Source organism: Virgibacillus sp., from assembly GCF_013393565.1.
Lineage (GTDB): Bacteria > Bacillota > Bacilli > Bacillales > Amphibacillaceae > Virgibacillus > Virgibacillus dokdonensis.
In genome coordinates this window covers 43,701-56,423 of sequence record NZ_JABXHF010000020.1, presented here as the reverse complement: position 1 = coordinate 56,423, position 12,723 = coordinate 43,701, and the positions used below count along the sequence as shown (strand labels likewise).

Sequence of the window (12,723 nt, the reverse complement as noted above, 5' to 3'; positions counted from 1 at the left end):
ATTTAATGGATAAAGGTGTTTATCGTGTGCTAGGAGAAGCGACGAAAGATCGGTATGCTACGATTACAATTATCGGAGCGACCACCGAAGATCCGCATAAGGCATTACTTCCTGCTTTAGTTCGGCGGTTTTCGATTAAATTGATATTACCGTCGTTAAAAGAGAGAACTCGGGAGGAAAGAGAAGAGCTTGTCAATTATTTCTTGCGACAAGAAGCAAATAAAATGGATACGAGCTTAGCTATAACAGATCAAAGCCGTGAAGCGCTGCTCTTATATCCTTGTCCGGGAAATATAGGTCAATTAAAAGGTGACATTCAAATTGCCTGTGCACACGCTTATTTACGTTACTTAAATAAACAGGAGGAAAAAGTAACAATTCAAATAGCAGATTTACCAGATAATATTGCTAGCTTCGGTAGCTCTTCTTCTTTAGAACAACGGGAAGTAACTTCTACCATTGAAGGGGAAAAAGCGATTAGTGAGCATCTCCCTAATATTTATCAAAAAATAGCTAAACAAGCGGATCATCAATCGATTCATATAACGATTCAAAAATATATTGCTGATTTATCAAAGAAATATCGTCAGCCCGACTTTGTGCAGCAAGGGTGGCAACAATTAATTGATGAGGATTTGTTTCATGCTTTATTAGACGCTAAAAATCGACTATCTTATTTGCCCGTACATTTTAATAATAATCAATTGTATGTGATCGGTTTACATTTACAAAATTATCGCAACCATCAACATGAAGCAAGGGAAGAACTCCCCATTGTTGTGCATCATAACCCAGCGTACCGAGAAGCGGCGCAACAGTTAGCTACCCATTTACATACAAGGATAGGATTAGCTTTACCAGAAGAAGAAATTGCCTTATTGGCTCACTTTTTAACGGCTAATGAAAGCAATGTGCTTCACGCTGAGCAATCGATCGCGGTTATTTTAGTTACACACGGGGCAGCTACTGCTTCTTCCATGGCCGAAGTGACAAATACGTTATTAGGAAATGAAGTCATTCAAGCGATTGATATGCCATTACATGTTTCAGCTACAGAAATATATCAGCAGGTAAAGCAAAAGATAAGTACGATGACACATATAACAGGTGCGCTCTTACTTGTAGATATTGGCTCCTTGATCACGATGGGAGATGCGATAAAGCATGATTTGGATGTGCAAGTAAAAACCTTATCGAGTGTTAATTTACCGATGGTATTAGAAGCTGGTAGAAAGTCACTTACTTCCAATGTGAGTTTAGAAGAAATTTATCAAGCTACGAAAAAAGCAATGACTATTTTTGTGAAGGAGAAAACAAATTATTCCCCAGTAGAAAAAAAGCGTATGATTACTACCGTTTGTTTTACAGGAGAAGGGGCTGCGCAATTACTAGAATCGTGGATTGAGGATCAATTAGCAGAAGTAGATGAGGATGTTCTCATTCGTTCAGTGCGCATTGATCCGACTACAAAAGATGCCTCCATGTTGGAGGAGTTAAAACAACATTATGATATTGTCGCTATTATTGGAACAGTTCCTGTTACGATAGAAGGAGTGCCTTATATTCCTGCTTGGGAGCTTTTACAAGAAGAAGGCATTGCGAGAATGACTAAATTACTAGAAGTGACGCGAAAATCTCCGAAATTACGAGAGGGAGAAGTAAAGCAGAATGAAGTCTTTCCACTTGTGTCTAAAGGGCTTGCGGAAATTGTCACATTTATTAATCCGCAATCATTAGTAGCAATTTTAAATGATTATATGGAACCTATTGCAACCTACTATCATTGGGATGTAAATAGAAAATTAGGGATGTGGATGCATCTTGGTAGTTTAATGGATCGTTTAGTAGGTGCAAAATTGCAAAATAATATGGAACAGTTGCTTGCATCTGTGCCAATCGATCGGCAATTCACAGTAGCGGCAGGAGAAAAGGAAATTTGGGAGCCGTTGTTTGCCAAGTTAGAAGCAAAATACCATCTCCCAATTTATGAACCAATTCGAAACGCATTACAAAAATTATCGCGTTAATGTGTGCAGAAATCTTGCACACATTTTTTTATTGGCTGAAACCCTTGATTTTAAAGGGATTATTTGTGTTGGCATTATTTTTGCATAATAGTAAGTGGGAGGACACAAATCAGAGAGGAGGGAGGATAGTGAAGAAGTTTTTAACGATGTATGCCGTACTATTTACAGCGATATGGGTTGGGTATGGTATATATGCACTGTGGACGAATCAAGAATCTGCACACCTCATTTTAGGACTTGGGGTCGCTTTTTCAATCGTCATTTGTTTAGCTTCATGGTTTTCCTATTGGCTTATGCGTCACTATAAAAGAGTGGATAGCATGGCGAAGAACATTTTAAGTAATTCGAAAAACAAAACGAAATAATAGATGGGAGAAATGGAAAATGGAAAACAACCAAGAAATCAAATTAATTATTTTATGTAGTTGGGGAGCAACTTCCAGTCAATTAGCGAAAAAAGTGCAAGATGCAGCGAAAAAAAGAGGTCTGTCTGTAACTGTTGATGCAGGAGGTACAGGAGAATTTAAACAGAAAGCGAGCAATTACAATGTAGCTTTACTAGAACCGCAAGTTCGTCATTTGAAAAAAGAAGTGACTAAAACAGCAGAGCAATTTGATATCCCAGTTGATTTAGTGGATCAACGTGCTTTTGCATTGATGGATGGCGATAAAGTATTGGATCAAGCTTTAAAATTAATAAATAAATAAGAGGAGGCGTGAACAATGATTGAATGGTTAGAAGATCATTTGATGGAACCTTTGGGTAAAATTGCGCAAAACAAATATTTACAATCAATTCGTGATGCCTTTGTTATTTTTGCTTTACCGGTTATTATAACAGGAGCTATTTTCCTGATTATTGCCAATCCACCATCAGCTATTGATTGGGGACCGATTCAAGCATGGGAAAGAGCAGTGGCCCCCATCCAAGCCGAATTGTTATTTCCATTTAATTTAACATTTGGTTTAATGGCTTTAACGGTATCATTTGGTATTGGCTATAGTTTAGCAACAAGACATGATATGGATGCGGTGATGGCAGGTATACTATCTATGTTGGCCTTTTTCATGACCGCTTTTCCTGTAACGGACATTACGAAAGTTCCCTTTGGTGATATTTTAAATTATTTAGGTGGACAAGGATTGTTCGTTGCGATCATTTTAGGGATTGCTACAACAGAACTCATGCGGTTTTTAATTAAGAAAGGATTTACGTTTGAAATGCCAGCGGGAGTACCCCCATATGTGATGCGAACATTCCGAGCACTAATTCCATTTATGATTATTTTACCGCTTGTTTGGATTATCTCTTGGATCGTCTGGGCGAACTATGAAGTAACACTTCCGCAATTAGTACTTGATTTATTCAGTCCATTAGTTAGTGCGTCGAATTCGTATTGGGCAGCAATTGGTATGAATCTTTTAATGCTTATTTTATGGTCCATTGGTATTCATGGAATGAACGTTGTTTCTTCTGTTGCCTATCCATTTTGGATGACACAGCTAGCGGAGAATGCGGATGCTGTGAAAGCAGGTACAGAAGCAACTGGTATCGTTACAGAGCCATTCTTCCATATGTTTACACATATTGGTGGATCTGGTGCTACGCTCGGGCTCGTCATTTTTATGTTGTTCTCCGCTTCAGCACAATTAAAACAAGTGGGGAAAACAGCGATTATCCCATCACTGTTTAATATTAACGAGCCAGTTATTTTTGGAGTGCCAATCGTACTGAATCCAATTTTAATTATTCCATTTGTTTTAGGACCTGCAATTATTGTTACTGTAAACTACATTTTATTTGCGACTGGCATATTGCCACCGGTCATTATTCAACCACCATTTACAGTACCTATTTTCCTTGGCGGATTTATTGCCACAGGTGGATCATGGTTAGCGGGATTAGTGCAAATTATGAACGCCGTCATTGCAACGGTAATTTACTACCCATTCTTTAAGAAATATGAAAAACAATTAACTATGCAGGAAAAAGAGGAAGAACCAGCAGTAGGCAACTAAGAGGAGTGTTAGAAATGAACGGAGAAGAGATTATGATGCAGCTCATACTGCACGGCGGAAATGCCCGCGGTGCAGCTTATGAAGCATTAGATGCCGCGGAAGAATATGATTTTACGGAAGCAGAAAAGAAACTGGAAGAAGCACATGAAGAATTTGTTCAAGGACATAAATATCAAACAGAATTGATTCAAGGGCAAACTGAAAGTGCGACGCCAAGTTTTTTCATGATCCATGCGCAAGATCATATTATGACAGCTCAAGCGGAAATTCAGTTAATTAAGCGTATGGTTACGCAGTTGCGAAAAACAGAGAGTATAGAAAAGCGATTGGAAAAGTTAGAGAAGAATTAAAAAAGTTTACTACTTTATCCCATAGATCCAAAAGGTCTATGGGATAGTTTTTTTGACTTGAATCCACGTTAGGTCTATAGGATGATAGCGTAGTTAAATGAGGCATAGTAAAAAATACTAAACGTAATGCGTTTGCTCTTTCTTCCCTCCATTCATATTTTGCTATCTTCCAATGATTACAGTATGCTACCTTATAACCAGCTTTTCATGAAACAATTAACTCATCACCCGTTTATAAACCCGATAAAATAAGCCATAACATAGTCCAATAAATATCCAAAAACTAATTAAATAGGTGATTGTATAGGCGTTAATCTCCCCTTGAAGCCAAAATAAGAAAAGGGAGGCAGGGAACAAAACGAAAGGGATGACATACTTGAAAGCATGTAATGTTTGCACTTCTAATTTTCGCCACTTTTTTTTACAGAATAGATGAATAATAGAAATAGCTACCCCAAGCATACCTGCAGTTAACTTGCCAAGATCATAAATATCTAGTAATTGTGCAAGTAAAACCCCACTTGCCGCACTCCATAAGCCAATAATAAAAACAGATATAGTAAGTTGATCGAAATTGCTCGTGCTAGAAGACGTTACATAGGATTCAGCTAAAACATCAGGAGAATGGAAAGTTTGAAGTACAAGGCGCTCGGCATCTTCTTTGCTATTACCTTGCTTTGTTTCTTCCATGATGGCATTGGAGAAATGATCCTCAATTTCAGCTACGATGGCTATTCGTTCCTCTTTCGGTAACTCCATCAGCTCTTCTTCTAATTTTCTTAAATAGGTATCAGTGCTTTTGATCTTCATCATCCATGACCTCCTTCTGTAATTTCCATAACAAATCCATCGATTCTTGAAACAAATTTAAACGTTCTGTTAAAACTTGGGCGCCTTTTGTAGATAGTTGGTAGTACTTTCTGCGTAAGCCCGTAACTGGGTTATCCCAATACGTATCTACTAGCTCGTTCGCTTCTAATCTTTTTAAAAGTGGATAAATAGATCCATCCGAAAGCTCAAACATGGGATTGGATTTTAATGCTTTTGTAAGTTGGTATCCATACACAGCGCTGTCTTTCATTAGAATCATAACAGCGAGTTCAGCGAGGCCTTTTCGAATTTGAATAAACCACCTATCATGATTGGTCAATATTTCTACCTCCTTCCTTATATAGGGAACTGCATTGAGTTTTGCGAATTTTGTATGGGGAAAAGAGTTTGTATTCTTTATTCTAAAAAATCGGTAAAATGGATGATTCACTATAAAATAATATGACAACAAAAATAGGTGTTAATACTACATATATATCTTTGGCATCTATTATAACATAAATCATTCGAAATTTACAGAAAATTTCTGGAGTTTATAGGAGGAGTCCTTGATGTACAATTAATTATTTGAAGTTCCTAATTTGTTAGCTTTTAGAGTCGCACTACAACTTTTTAATAAACGTACACATATGGTTCGTTGGATTATGATATAATTCCTTATAATTAAAAAAGTCGAAAAAATCAAGCTAGTGAAAGGAGTATTTCGATGCGAACGGAACAGGAAATGATGCAGCTTATTCTGCAAACAGCGCAACAGGATGAGCGAATACGAGCAGTAGTTTTAAATGGTTCGCGAGCCAATCCCAATGTGGAAAAGGATATGTTTCAAGACTATGATATTGTTTACGTGGTGAAAAATATGGCTTCCTTTACTTCGAATCATTCATGGGTGGATGTGTTTGGTGATCGGGTCATGATGCAAATGCCTGAGGGAAAGGTTACACCACCGCCAGAGAATAAAGGTCATTTTGTTTATTTGATGCAATTTAAGGATGGAAATCGGCTTGATTTAACATTGATTCCGGAAGAAAAGCTTGCTTCGTTTCAACCATTTGATAGTTTAAGCGTGTTATTGATGGATAAAGATCAGTTAATTGGCGAATTACCTCCACCTAGTGAACGAGATTATTATATTCAAAGACCAACAGAGCAAGCATATGCAGATAAGTGCAATGAGTTTTGGTGGATTTGTTTGAATATTAGTAAAGGATTATGGCGGGAAGAGATAACGTACACGATGTTTATGTACGAACAAATTAACCGCAATGTACTTATGCAAATGATCGATTGGTATATTGGTGTGAAAACGAATTTCTTAGTTAGTGCAGGAAAGCTTGGCAAGTACTATCCCAACTATTTAGATGAAGAGGACTGGGAGAAATACAGGAAGACATATAGCTGCGGCAAGGATGTTGATCGGATTTGGGAAGCATTATTTACGATGTGTGACTTATTTACGAAGTTATCCAAACATGTGGCGCATACGCTTGATTTTGCGTTCCAGCAAGAAGATGTAACGAATGTCATGATGTATATGAGGCGCATAAGAAAACTTGAAAATTACGGATAAAGGGGTATAGAAAGGTAGTGAGAAACATGTTGATGAAACCAAATAAGCTGCAAAAAGGGGATCGTGTGGCAACAGTGAGCCCAAGTTGGGGTGGGGCAGGTGAAACGGAACTTCGCTATCGTTATGAAATTGGTGTAAGGCGGTTAGAAGAGGTGTTTGGGCTGGAAGTTGTGCCAATGCCTAACAGTTTAAAAGGTGCCGCATATGTCTATGAAAACCCACAAGCTCGTGCGGAGGATTTGATGCAAGCCTTTCAAGATCCAACCATTAAAGCGAGTATTGCCAACATTGGCGGGGAAGATAGTATTCGACTCTTACCATACATTGATTTTTCTGTCATTCGTAATCATCCGAAGATCTTCATGGGCTATTCTGATGCAACGATGGTGCATTTGTTCTGTTACAAAGCAGGTCTATCCTCTTTCTACGGTCCAGCCATATTAACCGATTTTGCTGAGAATGTGGAGATGCATGAATATACCATTGATTTTATCGAGCGAACGCTTTTTTCTCAGAAACCGATTGGCAAAGTGGAACCAGCAAAGGAATGGACGAGTGAGTTTTTAGATTGGTTCGTCCCTGCAAACAGCCAGATAAAAAGGAGTATGCAGCCGAATAACGGATACGAGTTGCTACAAGGAAAAGGCATTGTTTCGGGGCACTTAATCGGTGGATGTATGGAAGTATTGGAATTTGCCAAAGGGACAGAGCTTTGGCCGAAAATGGATCATTGGAAGGATGGCATGTTATTTTTTGAAACATCAGAAGAAAAACCATCACCAGACCATGTGAAACGTTGGTTAAGAAATTATGCTGCCCAAGGCATTTTGCACGTAGTAAACGGTATGATTTTTGCAAAACCGCAGCAAGAGCAGTATTATGAAGAATATAAAACTATAATTGGGACAGTGTTACAAGAGTATGATTTAGAACATTTGCCAGTCCTGTTTAATTTGAACTTTGGCCATACAGAACCGAAATTTATTTTGCCTTACGGAGCAATGGCGGAAATGAATTGTGAGGCAAAGACATTTTCAATACTAGAAAGCGGTGTACAATAACCTTGTCTTGTTTGTGTGTTATTTCATGCCGTATATTTTAGAAATGAGATTGAAATACTACAAAAGGAAGCTCAGCTGAAGTTCATGGGGAGCTTCGTGTTCGTTACGGTATATTTCATTTAATTTTGTCGAAGAATTATCGGCTATCACCATGATTCGCTTTGGGAGAGAAAACAGTTGCAGACAAGTATGACTTTCTATTAGATATACGATCGCTTTCTCCATAACAACAGGATACTTTTAGGAAGGAAGGAATGAGGATGTATGTACATGACGATTCCTGAAACAGCAGAATATTTGTCTATGAATGAAAAGCAATTACATGCACTTGTGTTGCAAGGGAGAATTAGAGCTGTGCATGATGGGGAACAATTTCTCATTAACAGTGAACAATTTCAAACCCATTTTGAGCAGGTAGAAAAATATCGGGCGATGATTCAAGACTACCTCAATGAACCGATTCCTGAAGATTTGGACGTGAAAGATGAAGATTAAATAAAGACTCGTGTTAAATAGTCTTGGTCTATTCGATGCAAAGCACAATTTGATATGCTAATCTTTGATGGAAAGCCTGTTTGGTTTATCTGTTGTTATAACACCTAATGAAGCCGCATAATAGTAAGTTATTATGCGGCTTCGTCATTTAATAAATCTTAACTGAACAATGGGAAACGCTTTGAAGAAACGTTCTGGGAATTGTGCCATAGAACGATAAAAGCGGCTACTTCAAGCTATGCTAAGTGTCGATTGTTCATGAAGATAACCCCATAATCGCTTTTACTTCGAGGTACTCCTCAATACCGTAGTCGCCCCATTCTCTACCAATACCCGATTGTTTATAGCCACCAAACGGAGCAAAGAAATCGGTCTTTCCGTCATTCACCGTAATTTGTCCGGCTTTTATATTGTTGGCTACGTGAGCAAGTGTCCGCTTATCTTTGCCGACAACGTAACCTGCCAGACCATAAATCGTATCATTAGCGATCTCTAGCGCTTCATCTAAATCATTATAGGTGATGACAGAGAGGACAGGTCCAAAAATTTCTTCTTGAGCAATGACCATATCATTGGTTACATCTGTAAACACGGTTGGCTTTACATAATAGCCTGTCTCTAAGCCTTCTGGTTTTCCAGTGCCACCGAGGAGTAAAGTTGCTCCTTCATGAATCCCCTTTTCAATATAGGATTGTACCGTATCCCATTGATCTTTAGATATAAGCGGCCCTGTTTTTGTTTCTGTTTGTTTTGGGTCTCCATATTCAAAAGAGGAAACAGCTTGTTTGACTGCTTTTTCAAATGCCTCTTTTTTCGAAGCTGGAATAATTGCTCTTGTTGCTGCAGAGCAAACTTGGCCTGTGTTCATCATAATATTCCAAGCCGCAGTTTTCGCGGCTTTTTCCATGTCTGCATCTTCTAATACGACAAGTGGTGATTTCCCTCCAAGTTCAAGAGCTACTTTTTTAATTGTTTCTGCTCCATTTTTCATGATTTTTTCGCCTACTTTTCCTGAACCTGTGAAGGAGACAAAATCAATATCTGGATGTTTGCTAATGCCATTTCCAATCGTTGAACCAGAACCGTTTACTAAATTAAACACACCTTTTGGAACACCAGCCGTTGCCAAGATATCAGCTAGCATCATGGCTGCAAAAGGTGTCATCGAAGCTGGTTTTAATACCATGGGACTACCGGCTGCAATCGCTCCCGCTATTTTTGTCGAGGTCTGATTAGTTGGGAAGTTCCAAGGTGTAATTAACCCACTTACACCAATTGATTCTTTGCGAATTTTATGATTTCCTCGATTTTCTTCAAAAGAAAAGTCTTTTAATGCTTCGGCTGCATGCTTGAAATGGTTATATCCCATGGTGTAGTGAACATTTTGGGAAATAGATACTGGAGATCCTAGTTCTTCTGTAATTACGTCAATCAGTTCGTCTTTTTTATTTTCATACTCATTGGCGATGGCTTCCAACAATTGGATTCGTTCTTCTTTTGACGTTTTTGAAAAAGATGGGAAAGCTGCTTTTGCTGCAGCCACTGCCTTATTGAGGTCTTCTTCGGTTCCAGAACTAATCTCACCAATCACTTCTTCGGTCGCAGGATTGCATACTTGGATCGTTTCGGAACCAGTTGAGCCGATCCATTCACCGTTAATAAAATGGTTTAGATTTGTTCGCATAGTGATCCTCACTCCTTCGTAAATGTGGTTGTAGAGGAGGTGTTCCCTGTGGAATATCTCGTTAAACTTTTGTTAGATAAAACATCGCTCATTATGCAATGAGGCTCGTGCATTTTTAAGGTGGTGTGATCCTACCTGTTAGCATAATGAGATGAGTATTCTCTTGTGAATGCATTCTGTTTCTATAAAGGGGCCTTTGTTACAATTCGTCCCTTTCTTCCTTCTGTCGTCTCTGCCATTTGTAAAGAGCGGATAACCGATTCTTCAATAATTTCAACGACCGCTTGGAACAGCTGGTTCATTAACGGATGATCATCCCGTAAATAATCAACGGTTTGTGTGTAGGAATCGGAAGCGTGTGGGACTTTATTCGCAGTTGAAAAAGCAATGGCAATGTCACCGCTGCCGTTCGCTAATTGACTACCAGTGCACCCAAGACCCGCAGCACAACGTTTAGCAAGTCGTTGTAATTGTCTCTCGAGTAGTGGTGCATCTGTTGCTAAGATCATCATGATGGAACCATCAGGGGTATCTTGTTGGACTGGCTCCCAACGAGCAAAGAGCGCATCACCTCTTTTGCCGAAGTTACTTAATACGATCCCGCCAATTTGATAGTTTATGGATTTATGTGAAACGATACGTGAAGCTGTTCCGATTCCCCCTTTATAACCAAAGCATACCATCCCTTTTCCCGCACCGACTGAGCCTTCAGCTACAGGCGAGGTGCTAGCTGATTTAATCGCTTTGACAGCATGTTCTGGCTTGATTGCAGGGTAGCGCGCTGTATTTAAATAACTGTCATTACATTCCCCGACAACAATATTAATGGAACTTGTCGTGTCGCCAATTTCTTCTGTTGTATCGAGCATATAGTCGAGCGTTCCTTGCCAAACAGAACCAACGCTAAATGTATTTGTCAGCATAATTGGTGATTCCACAAGTCCAAGTTCATTTATTTGAACTAATCCTGCTGTTTTGCCAAATCCATTTAACACAGCACTCCCGGCATGGACTTTATGACGAAATAGGTTGCCTTTATGCGGCAATATGGCCGTTACTCCAGTGCAAATAGTTTGTTCCTCATCTAATTTTTCATATAACGTGACATGTCCAATTTGGACTCCTGCAATATCCGTAATACAATTATGGCTCCCTTTTTTTAAATTCATCTGAGTAAACTCCTATCCATAAAAAACTTTATACATGCTAAAAAATTAATAGAATTATTTGAATAGGACAAGTCTAAAGGATGAACAGAATAGTTGCAAATAAAAGGGACGGAGCAATAAACAGATGAGAAGAAAAACAAAAACGGCATTTCCCTTCCTTTTTTCTATCTCGCTTTGCTTTTTAATAGCAATATCGAAATACGCCTGTAGCTGATCGAAAGACAGCTTTATTGTTTGCGTGATAAGATAATGTAGAAATACAAACGAGTAGGTGAAAAGCATTGGAAAATATTCTGCTGCAAACAGATCGGCTCTATAACTCGATTGTTCAGGAAATGAATCGGCTTATTAAGGAAGAAGTAATTGTAACAGATCAGCAAGGTTATATTGTGGCGAGTACAGATGCTAAACGAATTGGCAGTTACCATGAAGGTGCTTGTATAGCAATGCAACATAAAGAAAAAATGATCATGTCAAAAGAGTTAACCAAAAAACTACATGGCGTAAGAGAAGGCGTCGTGTTTCCAATTGTGATTAACAAAATTCCTTTGGGTGTCCTTGGGATTACTGGTAACCCGTCTATCGTAGAGCCATATGCTAGATTGGTACAAAAAGTGACAGAATTATTTATACAAGATTCGCTAACTAGAATAAATCAGGAAAGCAAAGCACGTGACGTGGAATTTTTTATTTTTGACTGGCTCAATCAAACAAGCAGCTATACGAGTTTAGTTGAGAGAAGTAAATTTTTTCATATTAACATGGAAGCTTATAAGCAAGTAGTTGTATTTAAAAGAAAAGAATTACAAACTGGATTTTCGTACCATCGATTTGAAAAGTTGAAATCTGTTTGGGATGATTTCGTCGGTGCTTTGTTTGTAAGGTGGGGGCAAGACCGAATTGTCATGTTAGTTGAAGCAGTAGAGGCATCGTTATTAGATCATTGCCTACGCAAATGGATCGCTGCTGTATACCAAGAATTAGATGAACATTTGTATGCTGGGGTTGGAAATATTGTTGAGCCAGAGCACTTATCGGCATCGTTTTCGCAAGCAGTAAAGGCAAGCGAACATGCTGATGGGACAAATCCTGTTGTGTTTGAAGCGGATTTACGTTTTGAAATGCTCGAACATGAAATTAGTGCGCAAACAAAAGAAACGTTTATTTGTCGAACTTTAAAAGAGTTAGTAAAAGAAAAAGAGCTAATGAAAACGCTAGCGAGCTGGTTTTCTCATGATATGCAAATGCAAGTTACGGCGAATGCTTTACATATTCATAAAAATACATTGCATTACCGGCTAAATCGAATTGCAGAAATTACTAATTTAAATCTTAAAAAGTTGGATGATGTTATGTTATTGTATATGGCCTTTCGCTTATCATCATGTAATTATAATAAGTAATAAAATGTAAAGTTGCTGAAGTTCAAAATGACAAAAGTTATAGCAAGCGCGGAATCTAGAATTTGATATACGAACCACGAAATGTTACAGCTTGTAAGCAGATTTCATATAAAT

13 protein-coding genes are annotated in these 12,723 nt (G+C 38.4%); 9 read left to right on the top strand and 4 right to left on the bottom strand.

The features are described 5' to 3' along the window. The 5 genes from HLX49_RS06245 to HLX49_RS06225 form a co-directional block, all read left to right on the top strand. A partial coding sequence (locus HLX49_RS06245) for a PTS sugar transporter subunit IIA domain-containing protein (protein WP_296361024.1) occupies positions 1–2,027 on the top strand: 2,027 nt, incomplete at its 5' end. A 128-nt stretch (positions 2,028–2,155) separates the two neighbouring features. After that, the gene (locus HLX49_RS06240; protein ID WP_077702675.1) at positions 2,156–2,392 is read left to right on the top strand and encodes a hypothetical protein; all 237 of its coding nucleotides are present in this window, start codon (positions 2,156–2,158) and stop codon (positions 2,390–2,392) included. 19 nt (positions 2,393–2,411) lie between these two features. Further along, positions 2,412–2,735 carry a PTS sugar transporter subunit IIB gene (locus tag HLX49_RS06235; RefSeq protein ID WP_077702676.1) on the top strand — a complete coding sequence of 108 codons (324 nt, stop codon included), beginning with the start codon at positions 2,412–2,414 and terminating at the stop codon, positions 2,733–2,735. A 15-nt stretch (positions 2,736–2,750) separates the two neighbouring features. After that, the gene (locus HLX49_RS06230; protein WP_296361023.1) at positions 2,751–4,046 is read left to right on the top strand and encodes a PTS sugar transporter subunit IIC; all 1,296 of its coding nucleotides are present in this window, start codon (positions 2,751–2,753) and stop codon (positions 4,044–4,046) included. A 14-nt stretch (positions 4,047–4,060) separates the two neighbouring features. Then, positions 4,061–4,396: a PTS sugar transporter subunit IIA gene (locus HLX49_RS06225; protein ID WP_296361022.1), complete on the top strand. Its 336-nt coding sequence runs from the start codon at positions 4,061–4,063 to the stop codon at positions 4,394–4,396. A gap of 216 nt (positions 4,397–4,612) precedes the next feature. Here the strand turns inward: HLX49_RS06225 and HLX49_RS06220 are convergent, their stop codons facing one another. Beyond that, the gene (locus tag HLX49_RS06220; RefSeq protein WP_296361021.1) at positions 4,613–5,209 is read right to left on the bottom strand and encodes an HAAS signaling domain-containing protein; all 597 of its coding nucleotides are present in this window, start codon (positions 5,207–5,209) and stop codon (positions 4,613–4,615) included. Then, complete coding sequence (locus tag HLX49_RS06215; RefSeq protein ID WP_237342700.1) at positions 5,187–5,546, bottom strand: PadR family transcriptional regulator; 360 nt, start codon at positions 5,544–5,546, stop codon at positions 5,187–5,189. Before HLX49_RS06215 ends, HLX49_RS06220 begins: the two co-directional genes overlap by 23 nt. Positions 5,547–5,933: 387 nt before the next feature. Between HLX49_RS06215 and HLX49_RS06210 the strand changes: the two genes are divergently transcribed. The 3 genes from HLX49_RS06210 to HLX49_RS06200 all read left to right on the top strand — a co-directional run bounded on the left by HLX49_RS06210 (position 5,934) and on the right by HLX49_RS06200 (position 8,353). Next, complete coding sequence (locus HLX49_RS06210) at positions 5,934–6,797, top strand: aminoglycoside 6-adenylyltransferase (RefSeq protein WP_296361020.1); 864 nt, start codon at positions 5,934–5,936, stop codon at positions 6,795–6,797. Between the two features lie 26 nt (positions 6,798–6,823). After that, positions 6,824–7,858, top strand: a complete 1,035-nt coding sequence (locus HLX49_RS06205) for a S66 family peptidase (protein ID WP_296361019.1) — start codon at positions 6,824–6,826, stop codon at positions 7,856–7,858. A gap of 264 nt (positions 7,859–8,122) precedes the next feature. Then, the gene (locus HLX49_RS06200; RefSeq protein WP_296361018.1) at positions 8,123–8,353 is read left to right on the top strand and encodes an excisionase family DNA-binding protein; all 231 of its coding nucleotides are present in this window, start codon (positions 8,123–8,125) and stop codon (positions 8,351–8,353) included. A gap of 256 nt (positions 8,354–8,609) precedes the next feature. Here the strand turns inward: HLX49_RS06200 and HLX49_RS06195 are convergent, their stop codons facing one another. Both HLX49_RS06195 and HLX49_RS06190 read right to left on the bottom strand, forming a co-directional pair. After that, positions 8,610–10,037, bottom strand: a complete 1,428-nt coding sequence (locus tag HLX49_RS06195; RefSeq protein ID WP_296361017.1) for an aldehyde dehydrogenase family protein — start codon at positions 10,035–10,037, stop codon at positions 8,610–8,612. A gap of 182 nt (positions 10,038–10,219) precedes the next feature. Beyond that, the gene (locus HLX49_RS06190) at positions 10,220–11,206 is read right to left on the bottom strand and encodes a DmpA family aminopeptidase (RefSeq protein WP_296361016.1); all 987 of its coding nucleotides are present in this window, start codon (positions 11,204–11,206) and stop codon (positions 10,220–10,222) included. A 281-nt stretch (positions 11,207–11,487) separates the two neighbouring features. Here HLX49_RS06190 and HLX49_RS06185 point away from each other — a divergent pair, with 281 nt between their 5' ends. Next, positions 11,488–12,609, top strand: coding sequence for a CdaR family transcriptional regulator (locus tag HLX49_RS06185; RefSeq protein ID WP_101933516.1), 1,122 nt, complete (start codon positions 11,488–11,490; stop codon positions 12,607–12,609). The last annotated feature ends 114 nt before the right edge of the window (positions 12,610–12,723 follow it).